This is a genomic window from Janthinobacterium sp. TB1-E2, assembly GCF_036885605.1.
GTDB lineage: Bacteria > Pseudomonadota > Gammaproteobacteria > Burkholderiales > Burkholderiaceae_D > Janthinobacterium > Janthinobacterium aestuarii.
This window is the reverse complement of sequence record NZ_CP142523.1, coordinates 1,690,699-1,710,506: the sequence shown is the minus strand read 5'-3', so window position 1 is coordinate 1,710,506 and position 19,808 is coordinate 1,690,699. Positions and strand designations below refer to the sequence as shown.

Below are 19,808 nucleotides of genomic sequence, written 5' to 3'. Positions count from 1 at the left end.
CGTTACGCCGTCAACACCGCATGCGCCAGCCACTGGCGCAAGTGTGCGGCCAGGTCGAATGCCGGGTCCAGCGCGAATGCCGCATCGAGCGCGGCGCCAAACGTTTGACCTTGCCGTAAAGCCAGCAAGGCCGCATGCGCGGCCGCATCGAGTATCAGCACCTGCGCCTTCCAGCGTGTCCGGCAAACCAGCGCGTAGCTGGCCACCTGCATCTCTTGCGGAAACATCCCCTGCCCGTCTCCCTCCTGATGCGCCCACCACAGGGCCGCCACTTGCCAGTTCGATGCCAGCAAGGCGCAAGCGGGATGCAAGGTAAAACAGCGCGCTTCCAGTTGATCGGGATGCAGGGCGGCCAGCGCATCGGGCGCCAGGCCCTGCGCATCGGCCGCGTAATGGGCCAGGTGCACGGCCCATTCCAGGCGCGCCATGTCCGGCAGGTAGGGCAAGTCGGCCACAGGTGGAAAACTGGTCAGAAAATCGGCGAAACGCTCGCCAAACTGATTCAAATCAGCGCTATCGGATGGCATCTGCCGGCCATACGCGCACGCCAGGCCGCCAAAGAATGCCTCGCCCACCAGCGCCAGCACGACGGGATAGGCGTGGCCCAGGGTGCGGCGCCAGGTGGCGCTCAAGTTGCCGCGGTACAGTGAATAACGGTGCGGTACCGATTCTCCCGCGAACGATGGCAGGGTTGCCGCAGTATCGAGCAAGGCCATGGCAAACGCTTGCTGGCTAGCCGCCAGCGCGTCAGGCGACACGGGCGGCGGGGACGGCGGGGACGGCAGCGCCGCTCCCTGCCATGGTGGCTGCGGCGCATGGCGCGCCAGCATGGACTGCGCCTTGTCCGCTTCTCCCAGCAAGACATCGAGGGCGGGCAAATCCGTATCCCATTCGACGAGGGTGGGAATGGCACCAAAGCGCAGCAAGGCGGCCGCATACAAATCCCAGACGGGATCGGCGATGGCGGCACCGTGGTGGTCGATCACGGCATGCGGCGTCAGCAAGTGGCCGCCCAGGTGCAGCTCGCCCACGCTGCCCGGCGCGATGGATTGCATGGCTGCCAAGGCGTCTTCGCCGTGGTTGCACTGGTTCACATACAGATTATTGATATCGAGCAGCAGCCCGCAGCCGCTGCGGCGCGCCAGCTCCGCCAGGAATTGCGCCTCGCTCATGCCATCGTCGGCAAAACGCAGGTAAGTGGAGACATTCTCCAGCAAGATCGGCCTTTTCAGCACATCCTGCACCCGCCCCACTCTGGCGCACAGCAAATCGAGGGCGGCGCCATTCAAGGCCAGCGGCAACAGATCGTTGAGTTGCCGCTGCGCCACGGCGCCCCAGCACAGGTGTTCCGACACGAGGGCCGGCTCGATGCGCTCGACCACGGCGCGCACGCGCTGCAGGTGCGCCTCGGAAAAGCCGTGCGCGGAGCCCAGGCCCAGGCCCACGCCATGCAAGCTGATCGGGTAATCCTCGCGCAGGGTCTGCAGCACGTACCAGTCCCAGCCCGATGGCTGCAGATAATTCTCAGTATGCACTTCCAGCCAGCCCACCCTGGGCCGGCGCGCCAGAAAATCGCGGTAATGCGCGGCGCGCAGGCCGACGCCGGCAAGCGCCTGGATGAGCGGCGGCATGGACAGGCCGCGGCCGCTTAGGGTTGCGTGGCCGGTTTGGCAGCTTTGCCGGCCTTGATGGGCTTGACGGAGCCTCCCGCCTGTTCGCACGTGCCCTTGGCAACATAGGTCCATTCCGTGGGCAGATTGTCCGCCTCAGCCTGGCCTGCGCAGGAATGCGCGCCATCGGACGAGGCGCAATCGTTCTGCCCCGCCTTGGCCACGCCATAGCATTTTTCCTTGTCGCCGGGAGCGGGCCCATCGTGCGCAGCCGCGTTGATGGTGGCGCCGGCACAGATGCCCGCGAGGGCGGCGGCGATGAGAGCTTGACGTTTATTCATGGAAATCCTCTTGCTGGGTCAAAGTAATCGATAAGTAATTATTCAGTCACGGTACGCCCCTGCTGCACGATGGGCAACGCGAGGTGATGGACGTCATTCTACTGAATCGGCCGTGCCATGGCGAACCATGTTCAATCAGTCAAGCTGGCAGCGGTGGGAAAGAAGGCGGAAGGAAGACAGACAAAAACGCCCACTCGCCACCGTCGATGACGGTGGTGTGGGCGTAGATAGCGCGAGCGCCAGGCTGGCGCCGCGGGACTGCGCTCAGGCAGTCGTGTTGATACGGTTGCCGAGGTGAGCCGGCAGACTCGGCGCCGACTGTACCGGTGGCAGCGCTGCCAGCAAGGCAGTGGCAGTCGAGCTTTGGATATCCTGGGCTTTTTTCAGGACAGTCAAGCCAACGGCTTGCCGCGTGCCTGTCTCCGCCATCGTGGTTGACAGTTGAGCAATGCTTCCGACGTCCATACGTTTCTCCAATGAGGTTCTACCCTTGTTAACGGATGCCGCCGGCAAACCTTTAGCTTATTTTTCCAGCTTATTTTCCAACTGCAGCAGCAACCAGGCCAGCACGTGCTCGCGCGCATTCAAGTCCAGCCATTGCACGCCCTCGCGCAGGTCGGCCGGCGCCGGACTGTCGGAGGCGACGGCGATCACATGCGGGTCATGCGGATACAGAGGCGCCTGCCCCACTTCCGGACGGAACACTTCCAGCTTGGGGATGGGATCCGTCTTGAAACCCTCGACCAGGGTCAGGTCTGCCGGCCCCATGCGGGCCAATTGCTGCGCCAGGCTCGGCTCGGGCGCGCCGCGCAGCTCATGCACGATGGCAAAACGGTACGGCGACGCCACCAGCACTTCCGCCGCCCCCGCCATGCGCAGGCGGGCACTGTCCTTTTGCGGCGGTTCCAGCGCCAGGTCATGGTGGCTGTGCTTGACCAGGTTGACGCGCAAGCCGCGCGCCGCCAGTTCCTTCACCACAAATTCCAGCAGGGTCGTCTTGCCGCTACCGGAACGGCCGATCACACCGAGTACCGGGTGGGCGGGCATCGCATCGTGCATGGTCACTCCTTGTTTGAGAAGGAGTGATTATACGCAGCCCCACGGGCGCGACCGCCGGCGCAGGCACCGCGCATTGCCCAAGTCACCACCCAGGTCAAGCGGCTCCGGGTTTTCCGCCATTCCCGGCACTGGCGGGCGCCGGTGTGCCGCCCTGCCGCCGGCGCCTGCCCGCCGGCTTCGGCACTGTCGCGCCTGCCGTTTTGCCCGCCGTTTTACTCGCCGTTTTACTATTTCCCGCCTGCGCATTCCTGGCCGTGCGCGCCAATTGCCGGTGGGCGGCGATCGCGCCCGCCTCGGCATCGGACAGGAACGGTACGGCGGCAGCGGCCGCCACTTCGCCGTCAGGCTGGCAAGCGGGCGCCAGCGGCGTAAAGTCCTGCGCCCGCACATCCGCCTCCCATGCGGCGCGCTGCGCCAGCACAGCAGCGGGCACGGCAGGCGCCGCGCGCGCTTGTGCCAGGGTCAGCACGGCGCCCAGGCCGCTGGCGGCCGCCACGCGCGCGCCCATCTGGGGCAAGGCGCCATCGGCGGCGCGGCAAAAGCGCTGCAGGATGGTTTTGATGATCGACGTGTGGTCGACCACCTCGTGGCTGACGCTGCCCGGCGCGATCAGCGGCGACACCAGCAGCATGGGCACGCGCACGCCGTACTGGCGAAACGCGGGATCGTCATCGATGGCGGGACCAGGCGGCACATGATCGAAAAAGCCGCCGTGCTCGTCATAGCTGAGGATCAGCAAGGTGCGCGCCCAAGCCGGCCCCCGCGACAGGGCCTGGTAGACCTGCGCCACCAGCGCCTGGCCGGCGCGGATATCGGCCGGCGGGTGGTCGTCATTCTCAAAAAAATGCGGATCGATCCAGCTGACCGAGGGCAAGGCGCCCGCCAGCGCATCGCCGATGAAACCATAGCGGCGCGCGCTGGAACCAAACGGCTCGTACAGCTCGGACGAACGGTAATGGTCGTCCGTCAGCGCCAGGCTCCAGGGTTTCCAGGCGGAATAAAATTTCCAGCTGACCTGGGCGCGGTCCAGGTGGCGCACGAAGGATTTGTTCGTGTACAGGGGTACGCGCTTGCTGTCGCGGCTGCCGGCCGCCTTGCCGCTGATCGCATACAGGCGGTTGGGCCAGGTGGCGCCCGGAACGGAGCTGTAGCAGCGGTCGCAGACGCAGAACTGCTGCGCCAGGAAATCGTACATGGGCAAGTCGGATGCATTGTAATAGCCCATCACCAGGTCGATGTCGGGATCGCCCGGATGCGTTTGCGCATAGTCGTCGACAAAGCCGCCATTATTGTTCTGCAATTGCTGCGCCACCGACATGCCCGTATGCGACGGGTCTTGCTGCGGGCCAAACGCCGTGCGCCGCAAATGGTGCACGGGGTAGCTCACGCCCGCATGCACGTTGGCATGACTGGCCTGCAAGCCGTCGATGTCGGTGCGCCCGCCTTCCAGGCTCAGGTAGCCGAGCATGTGATCGAACGATCGGTTTTCCATCATCAGCACGACGATATGGTCGATGCGCGCCAGGTTTCCCAAGCCATGCGCATCAAAAGCACCCTCACCCGCTGCGGCAGCAATCATCGGAACTCCCCGGCCGCGCACACGGTCGCAGCGACCCTGGTTCGACCAGGCCAGGCCAGTATGGTTCAGCTACTGTTACCCGGCCTTGATGCACAACAATTCAATACGGCACACGGTAGCGGTAGCCCTTGAAACTGAAGATAGCCGCCTTCGGCTGCAATTTTTCCAGCACCAGGCCCGGCGCCAGTTCCTCGCCTTCGTGGCGCAGAACCTTGTCGATCAGCAGCAGACGGTCGGCCGGATTCTTCGAATAGATATAGCCGCCGATGGCGACGGGGGGAATTTGCCGCTGTATCGGCTCGGGCAAGTCGCGCATGCCGGGTACGGTCTCTTCGGCCGCGGCCGCCGGCGCAGGTACGGGCACGGCCGGCGCCGGAACGGGGACTGGCGGCTCTTGCTTCGGTTCCGCCACGGGCCTGGCATGCTGCACTGGCGCGGCGACGGCCGCCGGCGGCACGGGCACGGGCACAGCCACAGGCACAGGGACTGCGGGCGGGACTGCTGCCGGCACCGGCGCTGGCACGGCCTGGGCCAGCACGGCAGGCGCGGCCGCAGGCGCCGTGGCCGCTGCCTGCCAAGGCTGCCACAGCAGCAGTGCGGCGGCCACGGCCACCGCCACGCCGCCCAGCGCCAGCCAGACGGGCGCGCGGCTCGCCGCGCCCGATGCTGCGCCATCGTGCAGCTGCACTTGCGGTGCGTGGATCGACGGCAACTCGCCCAGCTGGCGCTCGGCTTGCGATTTTTTCAGTGCTTCAAGTATGTAGGACATCTTATTTCCCCGCCACCATCGCCGTCGCAGCGGGCGCTGCCACGGCAGGAGCTGCGCTGCTCAGGCGCGGCTCCGCGTTGTCACCGAGCTGCATCAGGCGTATATACGTTTTCGGGCCCGCCAGGCCATCGGCCCGCAGGTTCTGGCTTAGCTGGAATGCGCGCAACTGGCTTTGCATCTCGGCATCGAGCGGCAGATTGGCGGCCGGCGCCGGCAAGCCCCGCTGTTGTGCCAGGCGCTGCGCCAGCCAGTCCACGTCGGCGCCGCGCGCGCCCAGCGGCACTTCGTCGCGCCAGCCGCGCGGAGCGCGCCAGAAGGTCGTGAAACTGCCATCGCTGCGCTGCGCCAGCTGGGCCAGCGGCAGGCTTTGCTGCTTGCCATCGAGCATCAAGGTAGCGCTCCCGTCCTGCACGCGCGTGAGCAGCGCCAGCTGTTCCGCACCATCCGCATCGCGCAAGGCCAGCATGGCGGGACGGTCCAGCACGCGCAGCTCGGCGATACCGCCCCGGCTGTGCAGGCAGCGCAGGCCGGCGCGGGCGCCCGCCTGGCAGGCATCGCCGGCCTGCAACTGCTCGCCCCACAGGGCGGCCAGCTGGCGCAGCACGGCGTTGCGGTCCGGCACCTTGGCGGGCGCGGGCGTGGATGCGGCGGCAGCCGCCACGGCGGAGGCGGCCGGCACAACGGCGGCCACGGCAGGCGCAACAGGCACGGCGGGCGGACGCGGCATGAAATGCCAGGCCAGCGCGGCCGTGACGACGGCGCCGGCCAGCACGCCGCCCGCCACGTGCGGCCAGCGCAGGCCCCGTCCGGCAGCCGGCTTGCCCTCTTCCGCAAACACTTCTTCAGCGGCACGGCGCAATATCTGGCGCGTCACTTGCGGCTGGTTTTCCACGTAAGCACCCAGCAGCGCGCGGTCGCACAGCAGGTTGATGCGGCGCGGCACGCCGTGGCTCATGGCGTGAATGTGCGCCATCAGCCGCGGCGCGAACGGCGTCTGCGCCGTGCAGCCGGCCACGGCCAGCCGGTGGCGGATGTAGCTGGCCGTCTCGTCCGCCGTCAGAGAACCGAGGTGGTAGCGGGCGATCACGCGCTGCGCCAGCTGTTCGAGTTCCGGCCGGGCCAGCATGGCGCGCAATTCCGGCTGGCCGATGAGGATGATCTGCAGCAACTTGCGCTCGCTCGTCTCCAGGTTCGTCAGCAAACGCAACTGTTCCAGCACGGCGGCGGACAGGTTTTGCGCTTCGTCGATGATCAGCACATTGTTCTTGCCCTGCGCATGGCTGGCCAGCAAGTGCGCATTGATGGCGTCGACATAGCCTTTCACGCTGGCCACGCCGGGCGCCAGGGCGATGCGGAATTCCTCGCAGATCGACAGCAGCAATTCCTCGACGGACAGTTTCGGATTGAAGATATACGCGAGCTGGCAGTTTTCCGGAATCTGCTCCATGAAGCAGCGGCACACGGTGGTCTTGCCGGCGCCGATTTCTCCCGTCAGCAGCACGAAGCCGCCGCCGCTGCCCACGCCATACAGCAGGTGCGCCAGCGCTTCGCGGTGGCGTTCGCTCATGAACAGGTAGCGCGGATCGGGGGCGATCGAAAACGGCGATTGCTTGAGCTGGAAATAATGCGTGTACATGGAGACCCTGCGGATGAAACGATCAAAATGCGCAGCGGCAAGCCGATACCCTCATCGGGTGCGGGCGGGCGGCAACGGCTTGTATTTGGCGCAATAGACTTTCGCCTTGCTGCGGAAGTAGACGATTTTACTGCCAGGCACGGAACCACGGACAGGAAAGGCGGAATTATCGAGTTTATTGAAGCGCAGGCCCGAGACGCCGCGGATGGCCGGCTCCAGCTTTTCCGGTGTCGAGTCCGCCACCACGCCCATGAAGACGAGGGGACTCGTGTCGTCGCTGACGATCACGTCGGTAATCGGCGCGCCCCACAAGGTGGCGTCCGTGCGGAACCAGTAGGCGCCCCCTTCATGCTTGTAGGCGGGGCCGAAGGCCGTCAGCAGATACGCATAGAAGGCCTTGTTGTCGATCTGGTCGATGCACAGCACGGCATTGCCCACCACTTGCCCGAACGTGGACGGCGGCGGCTTTTGCTGCGCCAGCACGCCGGACACGGGCACGCCGCAGGCCAGCAGGGCGAACGCCGCCAGCAAGGCCGGCGCACGCCACGGGCGCATCGATGAACGGCGCACGCGCATGGTCAGCGCTTGCGCTCTTCTTTCTTGACCTTCTTGGCTTCCTTCTTTTCCTTCATGGTCTTGGCCGGTTCCTTCTTGGCTTCTTTCTTGCTGTCCTGTGCCTTGCTCATCATCTACTCCATGCCTGGGCGGAAATGCCTGAGCCATTATGACACTCCCCCATGAAAATGCCACGTCATTTCCCCCATGCAATAGATCCCGCCCGGCAAGCACGGGCAGCGCATGCGCTTATTTGCAAAAAGACGTTTGCATTTTTATTTTATTATGTTTTAATACACGAACTTTATAAATAGATATCATTCCGGTGCGGCGTGACCAGCACGGAAACAAGCATACAAACTGGGGACAGGACATGGCCGGCATACGGCACGACCATGTGTAATCGATTTACAGCCCTCGGCGGAAACAGACAATATGATGAGAACAATGATCTTGCTGGGCGCGGCCTTGACGCTCTGGGCCGCTGGCAACACGCAGGCGGCAGGCACGCCGCCGGTTCAGATGGCCGCCTACCAGGCGACACCCCCCACCCTGGCCACGCGCCTGGCCAGCTTCCATTCGCCGGACGCCAGCCTGCGCGTCCCCGCTTCGCATGAACCGGGAACGCATTCGCTGCTGCTGGTCACCATCGTGCTGCTGAGCCTGCGCATGCGCGCCAGCAGCACCACCAGCAGCGAAAAATTCAGCACCTGACGTGAAAACGGCCGCGCAAGGCGGCCGTTCCAGTCACGCGTCAGCGCACGATCAGTGCAGGCACAGACGGCGGCGCGTCTTTTCGATCAGCGCCGCATCGTAGGGATACAGGTTCTCGATAAAGAACAATTCCGTTTCCGCTTCATCTTCCAGGCACATTTCGATCATGACCGGGCCATCGCTTTCGCGGCCCAGGAAATCCTTCGGCCAGCGGTTCTTGCGGTGCGTGCGCATCATTTCCATGCCCAGCGCAGCCAGCGGCGCCGACACGCCAGCGGCCAGCGCCTCTTGCTGCCAGTCGTCCCAGTACTCGCTCTTTGCTGCCTTGTCGTTCATCATGCTCTTCCAACTCAGGTGTAAAAGGCGGACTTTACTCTTCATGACGTCCCTTGCCAAGCATGCATACAAGCAATACCGCTCGCCCAACAACAGACCAGTTGCAAAAAATTGGCATTAAACAAGGCCAATTTCAATACCATTCGGCATCCACAAAAAATCCTTTATTAACAAATACTTGCGATCAATCCCTCGGGCATGGCGCGACGCCGCGCAACGCAATTATTAATACCACTTAAATACCTGTTGACAAGCCCTCGGGGCGACAATATAGTGCCTTCAGCTTTTTCGCCGCCCGACAAATAAAAGAACCGAGACAGGCGCACTCAACCAAACGCGGGACTGCACAACATGATCGAATACATAATCGGCGTCGACGGCGGGGGAAGCGGTACCCGCGTACGCCTGGCGCGCCTCGACGGCCAGGAGCTGGCACAGGGACAAAGCGGCCCCTCCGGCCTGGGACTGGGCATCGAACGGGCCTGGACCTCCGTGGCGCATGCCGTCACCGTGGCCTTCCGCACGGCCGGCCTGGAACAGCCGTCATTGCAGCGCATGGCCATCGGCCTGGGCCTGGCCGGCGTGCACAACAAGCAGTGGGCCGCCAGCTTCGTCGAACACAATCCCGGCTACGCCTTGGTGGCGCTGGAATCGGATGCCCTGACCACCCTGCTGGGCGCGCATGCGGGCCAGCCGGGCGCCATCGTTGCCATCGGCACCGGCAGCGTGGGCGAAGTGCTGCACGCGGACGGCAGCCGCCACGAAGTGGGCGGCTGGGGCTTCCCCTCCGGCGACGAGGCGGGCGGCGCCTGGATCGGCATGCGCGCCATCAACCACGCGCAGCAAGTGGTCGACGGGCGCGTGCCCGGCAGCGCCTTCGCCACGGCCGTCATCGACGCCTGCGGCGGCCAGCGCGACGCCATGCAAGTGTGGCTGGCCGCCGCCAGCCAGACCAATTTCGCGCAACTGGCACGGCTGGTGCTTGAACACGCGGTCAGCAATGCCGTGGCGCACACCATCCTGGTCGATGCGGGCCGGCAGATCGCGCTGATCGCCAGGGCGCTCGACCCGGCCGGCGCCTTGCCCGTGGCCCTGTGCGGCGGCCTGGCGGCGCCCTTGTCCGGCTACCTGCCGGCGGAACTGTTGAAACTGGTCGTGCCGGCACAGGGCGACTCGGCCGCAGGCGGTCTGCGCCTGATACGCAAGCACTTGCAGGAGCAATGACCATGCTGGCCAAACTGTCCACCTTCAAACCCAATCCGGCCAGCGACACGCCGCTCTACATGCAACTGGCGAACATGCTGTCGGACGGCATCGCCAGCGGCGACTGGCGCGCCAACCAGGCCTTGCCTTCCGAGCGCGTGCTGTCGGACATCCTGGAAATCTCGCGCGTCACGGCGCGCAAGGCCATCGACATGCTGTGCGACCGGGGCATGCTGACGCGCAAGCGCGGCTCGGGCACCTACATCACGCCCAAGCTGGAACAGCCGCTGTCGCGCCTGACGAGCTTTTCGGAAGAATTGCGCCAGCGGGGCTTTACGGCCGGCTCGCGCTGGCTACAGCGCGACATCGGCTCGGCCGCGCCGCTGGAACTGCTGTCGCTGGGACTGTCGCCGCACATGCCGGTGGCGCGCTTGCGCCGCCTGCGCACGGCCGATGAAGTGGTGATGGCGATCGAAACGACCACCATCCCAGCCCTGTACATGCCGGACCCGCAGCAGGTGACCGATTCGCTGTACGGCTACCTGGAGTCGCGCGGCACCATCCCGATGCGCGCGCTGCAGCATATCCGCGCCGTCAACGCTACGGCGGAACAGGCCAAGCTGGCCAATATCAAGACGGGTGAAGCCATGCTGCACATCACCCGTGTCAGTTATCTCGACAACGGCGCAGCGGTGGAACTGACCCACTCGTATTGCCGCAGTGATTATTATGAATTCGTAGCGGAGTCGCGCAGATGAGCAGCACTATCAAAGGCAATATCCTTACCCCCGGTGGCTGGATCCACGGCGCCATCGCCTTCGGCGAGCGCGTCGACAGCATAACCGGTGATTCCCGCCACCCGTCGGGCAACAGCGACGACTATATTCTGCCCGGCTTTATCGACCTGCACGTGCATGGCGGCGCCGGCAAGGACATCATGGAAGGCGGCGAAGCCGTCTACACCATCGCGGCCATCCACGCGCGCCACGGCACCACCAGCCTGCTGGCCACCACCATGACGGCGCCGCCGGAAGACATCGACATGGCCTTGACGGCCATCGGCATCGCCGCCAACCACCGCCGCCCGAACACGGCGCGCGTGCTGGGCGCCCACCTGGAAGGCCCATACATCAATTCCGGCAAGCTCGGGGCGCAGCCCAACTTCGCGCGCGCCGCCACCCTGGCTGAAATCGAACGCCTGCAAACCTTGGCCAAGCTGCGCGTCATCACCGTGGCGCCGGAAATCGCCGGCCACCTGGACCTGGTGCGCGCCCTGGCCGACGCCGGCGTGCGCGTGCAGATCGGCCACACGCTCGGTTCGTACGAAGACGGCGTGGCCGCGCTGGAACACGGCGCCATGGGCTTCACGCATCTGTTCAACGCCATGAGCGGCCTGCACCACCGCGAGCCGGGCATGGTCGGCGCCGCCCTCGCGCACGCCGAATACGCGGAACTGATTCCCGACCTGCTGCACGTGCATCCGGGCGCCATCAAGGTGGCCCTGCGCGCCATCCCGCGCCTGTACTGCGTCACCGATTCGACCGCCGCCACCGGCATGCCGGACGGCGAATACATGCTGGGCCGCCACGCCGTGCAGAAATGCATGGGCGGCGTGCGCCTGCCCGACGGCACACTGGCGGGCAGCACCCTGACCCTGGACCAGGCGCTGCGCAACCTGGTGGGACTGGGACTGGACCTGGCCGACGCGTCCAAGCGCGTGTCGACCAACGCCGCCGATTACCTGGGCCTGGAAGAACGCGGCCGGCTGGCCCCCGGTACTTACGCCGATCTGGTGGTACTCGATCGCGATCTCAAACTCAAAGCTGTGTATATAGAAGGAGAAATCTGTGACCTCAATGATGCTTAAAGAAGCCATTTCCGCCGCCGAATGCGTCGCCCTGCAACTGGCCAGCGACACGGAACGCTACGCGGAACTGGGCCGCAAATTGAGGAGCACCTCGTTCTCGACCGCGCTGACCATCGCGCGCGGCAGCTCGGACCACGCCTGCAACTACGTCGCCTACCTGATCATGGCGCGCCTGGGCCGCGTCGTGGCCTCGCTGCCGATGTCGCTGGTCACCCTGAACAAGTCGCCGCTGGTGACGCGCGACACCTTGGCCATCTCGATCTCGCAATCGGGCCAGAGCCCTGACGTGGTCGAACCGATCCGCTACTTCCGCGACGGCGGCGCCACCACCGTGGCCCTCGTCAACGACATCGATTCGCCGCTGGCACACGCCGCCGAATGGGCCATGCCCCTGCGCGCCGGCAAGGAACAAAGCGTCGCCGCCACCAAGAGCTTTATTACCAGCCTGGTCGCCGGTGCGCGCATGGTGGCACAGTGGCAGAACGATCCCGAGCTGCTGGGCGGCCTGGAAGCGCTGCCCGAGGCGCTGCTCGAAGCGACCCGCGTCGACTGGTCACCGGCGATCGACGTGCTGGCCCCGGCCCGCAACATCATGGTCGTCGGACGCGGCATCAGCTTCCCCGTGGCGCTGGAGTCGGCCCTGAAATTCAAGGAAACCTCGGCCCTGCAGGCGGAAGCGTTCAGCGGCGCCGAAATCAAGCACGGCCCGATGGCCCTGATCGAAGACGGCTACCCGCTGCTGATTTTCGCCACGCGCGGCCCTACCCAGGCCGGCCTGCTGCAGCTGGCCAGCGAAATGCGCGGCCGCGGCGCCAAGGTCTTGCTGGCGGCGCCCGCCGACGTGGCCGAGCGCGACCTGACCCTGCCCGTGGCGGCCACGCCGGACCTCGACCCGATCGTCGCCATCCAGTCCTTCTACGTGATGGCGGCAAAACTGTCGGCCGCGCGCGGCATGGATCCGGATGCGCCGCGTCACTTGAGCAAGGTCACCAAGACCAACTAGGCACTACCCGGCAGCTACGCCCCCGGCACGGGGCGCGGCTGCCATCAGAAGCACCCGAATATAAGCGACGGCAAGGGCATGTACCCGCGCCGCGGACTCATGGACATTGGAGCGCCACGCTCCAGGATAAAAATGACGATCAAGAGACTGTTGGCGGTTGTTGCCTGCGCGGGCCTGCTCGCGCCGCAGGCATGGGCTGCCGAGAAAATCGAATTCTGGACCTTCAGCATGAAGCCCAAGTTCACGCCGTATTTCAATGCGGTGGTGGCGCGCTATGAGGCGCAGAATCCCGGCGTCAAGATCGAATGGGTCGACTTCCCGTGGGACATCATCCAGACCAAGCTGGTCACGCGCATCGTGGCCGGCACGCCGCCCGCGCTGGTCAGCCTGAACGTGCCCTGGGCCGACGAATTTGCGCGCGACGGCTTGCTCACACCCGTCGATGGCCTGATCGGGGAAGCGCGCGCCAGCTACATTCCCAGCGCCCTGGACGACTTGCGCTTCAAGGGCCGCACCTATGGTTTTCCCATGTACAGCAATGTCGCGGTGATCGCCTTCAATACCGCCATCTTCAAGCAGGCGGGCCTCACGCGCGGCCCCGCCAGCCTCGATGAACAGCTGGCGTACGCGCGCCAGATCGCGCAACGCACGGGCAAGGCCGGCATCGCCCCCGCCCTGTCCAAGATCGACGGCCTGTTCATGCAGCAGGGCCTGGCCGTCATCACCGACAACCGCGCCGTCTTCAATTCGCCGCAGCACGTGGCGCTGGTGCAGAAACTGGCCGATACCTACAAGGTCGGTGGCTTATTGAAGGAAAGCTTGTTCGCCGAAGACAATTTCCCGGCCGTGATCGACGCCTACAAGGGCGGCCGCCTGGGCATGCTGCTGGCGCCGCCGACGGCCATGCAGCGCATCCGCGGCGACGCGAAAGACATCTACACCATCACCGACGTGGCTCCCGCGCCGCTGGGCCCCACCGGCATCGCCGACGGCGGCTGGCTCGTGCACTTCGCCATTCCGAAAGGCGTGCCGGCACGCCAGCTGCCGTCGGTCGGCAAGTTCGCGCGCTTCCTGACGAACGACGAGAACCAGCTGGCCTTCGCGCGCCAGGCCAGCGTCTTTCCCACCACAGTGAAAGCGGCGGCCGATCCGTTCTTCCTCGCCACGCCAGCAAACGCGGGCGCGGCTGAAAAAGCGGTGGCCGCCGGCGCCCTGTCGATGGGCCATTCGCGCACCCTGTACGTGGCCGGCATCGACGACTACGACGAGTTGCGCCGCTCGCTCGTGAAAGCCGTCGAAGCCGGGGTCACGGGCAAGCAGGATGTGAAGCAGGCGCTGGACCAGGCCGTCGCCATCTGGAACCGCAAGCTGGCCACCCTGCCGCGCCACTAAGGACACCATGAAACTCGCCCACCGCCACACCGTGCAAGCCTGGCTGTTCCTGACTCCCGCCCTGCTGCTGCTGGCCGCCTTTTCCTTCTGGCCCGTCGGCTACGGCTCCGTGCTGGCGTTTACCGACTACAGCCTGATACGCGAGACGCGCTTCGTCGGCCTGGATAATTTCCGCTACATCTTCAACAACGAGATGTTCGTCTCGGGCCTGAAAAATTCGCTGATGTTCTTGCTGATGGTGCCCTTCGTGCAGGTGGGCGCCATCGTGCTGGCCGTGCTGGTGAACAACCGCCTGCCCGGCATCCGTTTGTTCCGCGCCGCCTTCTACGTGCCCGTGGTGACCACCGTTTCCGTGGTCGGCATCATGTGGGGCTTCATGTTCCATGAACAGGGCGCGCTCAACTACGTGATGATGACCTTGAAGCTCGTGAACGCGCCCGTGGGCTGGCTGACGAACGACAGCCTGGCCCTGTTTGCCGTGATGTTCGTCACCCTGTGGCGCGGCCTGGGCTGGTATATGGTGATGTATCTGGCGGCCCTGCAATCGATACCGTCGGACATGCAGGAAGCGGCCATGCTCGATGGCGCCAACCGCTGGCAGCGCTTCTGGAAGATCACCGTGCCGATGCTGCGCCCCACCATCATGCTGTGCTCCATCCTGTCCGTGCTGGCGGCCCTGAAGGCGTACCAGGAAGTCGACGTGCTGACCCAGGGCGGCCCGATGAATTCCACCTTCACGGCGCTGTACTACGCGTATGACCAGGGCCTCAAACACTTGAAACTGCCGCGCGCGCTGGCGGCCAGCTTCGTCGTCTCGCTGTTCTGCATAGCCATCGCCCTGCTGTGCCTGCGCTATCTGAAACCGAAGCACCGCTAACCGGGAATGACCATGACAAACCGCTCCCGCCCCCTGAAAACCCGCCTGCAGCTCATTGGCCAATACACGGGCCACTATGCCGTGCTATGCGCCATCGCCGTCGTCTGCGTCTTCCCGTTCTGGTGGACCCTGGTGACGGCCATTTCCACGGAAGGCAATATCTTCGCCTTCCCGCCCACCTTCTGGCCGAAGGCGCCGTCCTTCGACAACTTCATCGAGGTGTTCAAGGCGATCCCGATCTGGTCGTTCTTCAGGAACTCCGTGCTGATCGCCGTATTCACCGTGTTCTGGAAACTGCTGCTGTGTTCATTGGCCGCGTATCCGCTGGCGCGCCTGAAATTCCGCGGCCGCAAACTCGTGTTCGGCCTGATCCTGGCTACCCTGGTGCTGCCGTCCGAGGTCAACTTCCTCGTCAACTTCATCACCATCACGCAAATGAGCCTGGTCGATACCTACACGGGCGTGATCCTGCCCAACGTGGTGACGGCCGTGGCCATCTTGCTGCTCAAGCAGGCGTTCGAGGAAGTGCCGCAAGACCTGATCGACGCGGCGCGTGTCGACGGCGCGTCCGAGTGGGTCATCTTCAGCCGCATCATGCTGCCCCTGATCACGCCCTGGCTGGCCACCGTCGGCATCCTGACGGCCGTCGAATCGTGGAATGAATACATCTGGCCATCCATCGTCATGAGCAAGCCCGATGAATTTCCCCTGTCGGTGGGCGTGCTGTACTTGCGCGGCACCTTCGGCAGTAGCACGCGCGTGATCGCGGCCGGCACCCTGATCACCATCGTGCCGACCCTGCTCGCCTTCCTGTTTACCCAACGCTTCTTCATGCGCGGCATGGACGGCGCAGTCAAATGAAAACGTCTCTCGATAAGGAAGCCTCCATGCACGACCAGCGCATCAGCATCAGCAAAAAAGCTCGCAGCCCGATTTCCTGGGTGCCCACCCTGTACTTCGCCCAGGGCTTGCCGTTCTACGCCGTGGCCCTGGTGGCCGGCCTGATGTTCAAGAGCATGGGCGTGCCGAACGACCAGATCGCCCGCTGGACGGGCCTGATCGGCTTTGCCTGGGTCTTCAAGTCGCTGTGGAGCCCCTTCCTGGAGCTGACGTCGAGCAAGAAGACCATGGTGGTGCTGTTCCAGTTCCTTGGCGGCCTGAGCCTGGGCCTGATCGCGCTGGCCCTGCAAACGCCGCTGTGGTTCGCCGCCTGCATCGCCGTGCTGTTCGTCGCCGCGCTGGCCTCGTCCACGCACGACATCGTCTGCGATGGCCTGTATATCGCCAGCCTGTCGGACAAGCAGCAGGCCGCCTATGCGGGCTGGCAAGGCGCCTTTTTCAATGCCGGCAAATTCATCTCGCTGGGCGGCCTGGTGATCCTGGCCGGCTACCTCGAGAAAAAAATCGGCGTCAAGCCCGCCTGGTCGGTGATCTTCCTGATCATCGGCGCCATGATGCTGTCGCTGGCCGCCTATCACCTGTGGGCGCTGCCGCAGGTGCGCAACGCGGCCGTGGCCGACAAGAGCGTGGCGGGCATCAGCCGCACCCTGTGGGACGTGCTGGTGGACTTCCTGAAAAAGCCCGGCATCTGGGGCATGATCGCCTTCATCATCCTGTTCCGCGCGGGCGAGGCGCAAGTGCAGACCATCGGCCCGCTGTTCTTGCGCGAAGCGCGCGAGCTTGGAGGGCTGGGCCTGTCGACGACGGAAGTGGGCGCCGTGTACGGCACGGCCGGCACCGTCGCTTTCCTGCTGGGCAGCATCGGCGGCGGCTACTTCACGTCGTGGCTGGGCCTCAAGCGCGCCATGTTCTTCCTGATTCTCGCCATGAACTTGCCGAACCTGGTGTTCTACTACCTGAGCCACAGCATGCCGACCGACTTGACCCTGATCACGGCCGCGCTCAGCGTGGAGATGTTCGGCTATGGCTTCGGCTTCGTCGGCCTGATCCTGTTCATGATGCAGGTGGTCTCCGTGGGCAAGTACCAGACGGCCCACTATGCGTTCGCCACCGGCGTGATGCAGCTGGGTTCCGTGCTGTTCAAGATGATCAGTGGCGACATCCAGACGGCGCTCGGCTACAAGACTTTCTTCCTGTGGGTGCTGGTGTCGGCCGTGCCCGTATTGATCCTGTCGCGCTTCATGCGCATCGGCCCGAAGGATACCTCCGACCCATCTGACGCCGGCGCCACGTCCGCGCCGGCCAGCGCAAGCTAGGATAGAAGCACTTCATGGCACATATCGCATTGAAAAATATCGTCAAGCTGTACGACGACAAGCACCCGGTCATCCACGGCATCGACCTCGATATCCGCGACGGCGAATTCGTCGTCTTCGTGGGACCGTCCGGCTGCGGCAAATCGACGCTGCTGCGCATGATCGCGGGGCTGGAAGACATCACGGATGGCGAGCTGCATATCGGCGGCCGGCTGGCCAACGACATCGCCCCGGCCGAGCGGGGCCTGGCCATGGTCTTCCAGAGCTACGCCCTGTACCCGCACATGACGGTGTACGAGAACATGGCCTTCGCCCTCTCCCTGGCCGGGCATAAAAAGGCCGAGGTGCGCGCCGCCGTCGAGCGCGCGGCCGAGATCCTGCAGATCACGCCGCTGTTGAAACGCAAGCCGAAAGACCTGTCGGGCGGCCAGCGCCAGCGCGTGGCCATCGGCCGCGCCATCGTGCGCAAACCCAAGGTTTTTCTCTTCGACGAACCGCTGTCGAACCTCGATGCATCGTTGCGCGTGCAGATGCGCGTGGAAATCTCGCGCCTGCACCAGGAACTGAAGACAACCATGATCTACGTCACGCACGACCAGGTCGAGGCCATGACCCTGGGCGAGCGCATCGTCGTCTTCAACGGCGGGCGCATCGAGCAGGTGGGCAGTCCGCACGAGCTGTATAACAATCCCGGCAACCTGTTCGTGGCCGGCTTCCTCGGCGCGCCGAAGATGAACTTCATCGCTTGCGAGGCCGTCGCCTGCGGCCCCGGTTCCGTGGCCGTGCGCCTGCCCGGCGGCGCCGTCATCGACGTCGAAGCACTGGGCGATGGCGTGGCGCCGGGTGACCAGCTGACCCTGGGCGTGCGCGCCGAGCATGTCAGCCTGCAGCACGGTGCCAATACGGACAACAACGTCGTCGACGCGGCCGTCAGCCATGCCGAATACCTGGGCGACGTGGCCATCGTTTACGCCAGCATGCCGGGCGCAAACGAGATGCTGGCGGTCAAGCTGCCGGCCGAGGATGGCTTGCGCCACGCGGGCGACGCCATGCGCCTGCATCTGCCGCCGCAGCGCTGCCTGCTGTTCGATGCCAGAGGGCAAGCCCTGGCGCGCACGTTTGCCGCACCCGCTCAGCCGTTTATGTGACAATAGCCGCTTTGTATCATGCCGCTTCTGTTTGACTTATGCAGGCAGACTGGCAGAATGTGTTTTTTTCGAGCTTCCTTGCCCCTCTGGCAATGCCACTGCACGATGTTGCGGCTGCCAGCGCCGGTGCGTATTTTTGTTATTGATTGAAGGATTGACCATGTCCCAATTCCGTCTTGCACGCCTTAGCCTGCTCCTGGCCGCCATCGGCCTCAATGTCCTGCCATCCCTGTCGCACGCGCAGGATGCCAAGCCAGCCGCCGCCGCTGCTGCCGCTCCGGCCGATTCGGTACGTCCTGAAGTGTTCAAGCTGCTCGATCCGGTTGCCGTGAAGGCATCGATGGATGCGAAAAACTACGCCGACGTGCAAAGCCGCATCGACCAGGCTGCCGCCATCCCGGCCCTGACGCCGTATGAAACGTTCGTGCTGAACCGCCTGCGCGTGGCGCTGGCCTCGACCACCAACAATGCGCCGATGGCCATGACGGCACTGGAAGCGGTCATCGAATCGGGCAAGCTGGACAAGAAAGCCCAGGGCGACTTCATCCAGGCACTGGCCAACTACCACTACAATGCCAAAGATTACCCGAACGCCATCAAGTGGTTCACCCGTTACCAAACGGAAACGGGCGACGCGACCACCATGCGCCCGTACATCATCCGCGCCTACTACTTCAGCAATGATTTCGCGCGCGCGAAACAGGAACTGATGGCCGACCTGACGGCCAAGCAGCAAGCGGGCAAGACGCCGACCATCGAAGAACTGCAATTGCTGGCCAACACGGGTTCGAAAAGCAAGGATCCAGCCACCTACCTGGTCGCCATGGAAAACCTGGTGCGCTACTACCCGTCCGATGACTACTGGAGCGATCTGCTGAGCCGCACGCAAGGCAAGGCCGGCTATTCCGACCGCTTCGCGCTCGACGTGCTGCGCCTGCAATTCAAGGCCGTGGGCACCATGCCGCCGCAAGATTACAGCGACATGGCTGAAATCGCCTTGCAGAACGCCTTCCCGACGGAAGCGAAAAAAGTCCTCGACGCGGGCTTTGCCAAAGGCGTGCTGGGCACGGGCGCGAATGCCGCCAAACACAAGAAACTGCGCGACCAGGCCAACAAGGCTGCCGCCGATGATGCGAAAAGCATCGCCAGCGGCGAAGCGTCGGCCATGAAGAGCAAGGATGGCACGGGCTTGATCAACCTCGGTTACGCCTTCGTCACGATGGACCAGTTCGACAAAGGTATCGACCTGATCGAGAAAGGCATCGCCAAGGGCGGCCTGAAGCGTCCAGAAGACGCCAAGCTGCGCCTCGGTTATTCCTACGCCATGGCTGGCAAGAAAGATGACGCCATCAAGGTACTGGAAACGGTCAAGGGCGGTGACGGCGTGGGAGATCTGGCCCGCTACTGGATCCTGTGGCTGAACCGTCCTGCCACGGCAGCGGCGGCACCGGCAGCAGCGGCACAGTAATTCCCGCTCCCGCCAGCAAGCGCAAGGCAGTTCCC

At 64.7% G+C, this 19,808-nt stretch carries 20 protein-coding genes; 11 read left to right on the top strand and 9 right to left on the bottom strand.

Translation table 11 applies throughout. The annotated features are described in order from the left end of the window. Nucleotides 1–2: 2 nt before the first annotated feature. The 8 genes from OPV09_RS07645 to OPV09_RS07610 form a co-directional block, all read right to left on the bottom strand. Entirely contained in the window at nucleotides 3–1,631 is a 1,629-nt protein-coding gene (locus OPV09_RS07645; RefSeq protein WP_338681039.1) for a DUF692 family multinuclear iron-containing protein, read from the bottom strand. 17 nt (nucleotides 1,632–1,648) lie between these two features. Then, nucleotides 1,649–1,951, bottom strand: a complete 303-nt coding sequence (locus OPV09_RS07640) for a DUF2282 domain-containing protein (RefSeq protein WP_070303676.1) — start codon at nucleotides 1,949–1,951, stop codon at nucleotides 1,649–1,651. 264 nt (nucleotides 1,952–2,215) lie between these two features. Further along, entirely contained in the window at nucleotides 2,216–2,416 is a 201-nt protein-coding gene (locus OPV09_RS07635; protein WP_034781856.1) for a YjfB family protein, read from the bottom strand. Nucleotides 2,417–2,473: 57 nt separating this feature from the next. After that, complete coding sequence (gene mobB / locus OPV09_RS07630) at nucleotides 2,474–3,010, bottom strand: molybdopterin-guanine dinucleotide biosynthesis protein B (protein WP_058051167.1); 537 nt, start codon at nucleotides 3,008–3,010, stop codon at nucleotides 2,474–2,476. 94 nt (nucleotides 3,011–3,104) lie between these two features. Next, entirely contained in the window at nucleotides 3,105–4,589 is a 1,485-nt protein-coding gene (locus tag OPV09_RS07625) for an alkaline phosphatase family protein (RefSeq protein ID WP_338681035.1), read from the bottom strand. A 100-nt stretch (nucleotides 4,590–4,689) separates the two neighbouring features. Beyond that, nucleotides 4,690–5,358 carry a general secretion pathway protein GspB gene (locus OPV09_RS07620; protein ID WP_072454381.1) on the bottom strand — a complete coding sequence of 223 codons (669 nt, stop codon included), beginning with the start codon at nucleotides 5,356–5,358 and terminating at the stop codon, nucleotides 4,690–4,692. 1 nt (nucleotide 5,359) lies between these two features. Continuing rightward, entirely contained in the window at nucleotides 5,360–6,994 is a 1,635-nt protein-coding gene (locus tag OPV09_RS07615) for an ExeA family protein (RefSeq protein ID WP_070303679.1), read from the bottom strand. A gap of 51 nt (nucleotides 6,995–7,045) precedes the next feature. Then, nucleotides 7,046–7,570, bottom strand: coding sequence for a hypothetical protein (locus OPV09_RS07610; protein ID WP_070303680.1), 525 nt, complete (start codon nucleotides 7,568–7,570; stop codon nucleotides 7,046–7,048). Between the two features lie 414 nt (nucleotides 7,571–7,984). Between OPV09_RS07610 and OPV09_RS07605 the strand changes: the two genes are divergently transcribed. Then, nucleotides 7,985–8,263, top strand: coding sequence for a hypothetical protein (locus OPV09_RS07605; RefSeq protein WP_139248364.1), 279 nt, complete (start codon nucleotides 7,985–7,987; stop codon nucleotides 8,261–8,263). Between the two features lie 51 nt (nucleotides 8,264–8,314). On the opposite strand, the gene OPV09_RS07600 is transcribed toward OPV09_RS07605, so the two are convergent. Next, on the bottom strand, nucleotides 8,315–8,602 hold the full coding sequence (locus tag OPV09_RS07600; RefSeq protein ID WP_034759823.1) for a hypothetical protein: 288 nt from the start codon (nucleotides 8,600–8,602) through the stop codon (nucleotides 8,315–8,317). A gap of 348 nt (nucleotides 8,603–8,950) precedes the next feature. Here OPV09_RS07600 and OPV09_RS07595 point away from each other — a divergent pair, with 348 nt between their 5' ends. From OPV09_RS07595 to OPV09_RS07550, 10 genes are all read left to right on the top strand, one after another. Next, nucleotides 8,951–9,823, top strand: coding sequence for a BadF/BadG/BcrA/BcrD ATPase family protein (locus OPV09_RS07595; protein ID WP_338681031.1), 873 nt, complete (start codon nucleotides 8,951–8,953; stop codon nucleotides 9,821–9,823). Between the two features lie 2 nt (nucleotides 9,824–9,825). Next, nucleotides 9,826–10,560 (top strand): GntR family transcriptional regulator, encoded by a 735-nt coding sequence (locus OPV09_RS07590; RefSeq protein ID WP_046685618.1) that lies wholly within the window; start codon nucleotides 9,826–9,828, stop codon nucleotides 10,558–10,560. Then, nucleotides 10,557–11,669: an N-acetylglucosamine-6-phosphate deacetylase gene (gene nagA / locus OPV09_RS07585; protein ID WP_070303682.1), complete on the top strand. Its 1,113-nt coding sequence runs from the start codon at nucleotides 10,557–10,559 to the stop codon at nucleotides 11,667–11,669. The genes OPV09_RS07590 and nagA overlap by 4 nt, the downstream gene beginning before the upstream one ends. Then, nucleotides 11,659–12,672 carry an SIS domain-containing protein gene (locus OPV09_RS07580; RefSeq protein ID WP_046685311.1) on the top strand — a complete coding sequence of 338 codons (1,014 nt, stop codon included), beginning with the start codon at nucleotides 11,659–11,661 and terminating at the stop codon, nucleotides 12,670–12,672. The genes nagA and OPV09_RS07580 overlap by 11 nt, the downstream gene beginning before the upstream one ends. 132 nt (nucleotides 12,673–12,804) lie before the next feature. Beyond that, a complete protein-coding gene (locus tag OPV09_RS07575) occupies nucleotides 12,805–14,064 on the top strand; it encodes an ABC transporter substrate-binding protein (protein ID WP_338681030.1) in 1,260 nt (419 codons plus the stop codon). Nucleotides 14,065–14,071: 7 nt separating this feature from the next. Beyond that, the gene (locus tag OPV09_RS07570; RefSeq protein WP_319992434.1) at nucleotides 14,072–14,941 is read left to right on the top strand and encodes a sugar ABC transporter permease; all 870 of its coding nucleotides are present in this window, start codon (nucleotides 14,072–14,074) and stop codon (nucleotides 14,939–14,941) included. Between the two features lie 12 nt (nucleotides 14,942–14,953). Then, nucleotides 14,954–15,802 (top strand): carbohydrate ABC transporter permease, encoded by an 849-nt coding sequence (locus OPV09_RS07565; RefSeq protein ID WP_338681029.1) that lies wholly within the window; start codon nucleotides 14,954–14,956, stop codon nucleotides 15,800–15,802. A gap of 26 nt (nucleotides 15,803–15,828) precedes the next feature. Then, complete coding sequence (locus OPV09_RS07560; RefSeq protein WP_319992432.1) at nucleotides 15,829–17,157, top strand: MFS transporter; 1,329 nt, start codon at nucleotides 15,829–15,831, stop codon at nucleotides 17,155–17,157. 14 nt (nucleotides 17,158–17,171) lie between these two features. Continuing rightward, nucleotides 17,172–18,305 carry a sn-glycerol-3-phosphate ABC transporter ATP-binding protein UgpC gene (locus OPV09_RS07555; protein WP_338681027.1) on the top strand — a complete coding sequence of 378 codons (1,134 nt, stop codon included), beginning with the start codon at nucleotides 17,172–17,174 and terminating at the stop codon, nucleotides 18,303–18,305. 160 nt (nucleotides 18,306–18,465) lie between these two features. After that, nucleotides 18,466–19,773: a tetratricopeptide repeat protein gene (locus tag OPV09_RS07550; protein WP_070303687.1), complete on the top strand. Its 1,308-nt coding sequence runs from the start codon at nucleotides 18,466–18,468 to the stop codon at nucleotides 19,771–19,773. Nucleotides 19,774–19,808 lie beyond the last annotated feature (35 nt).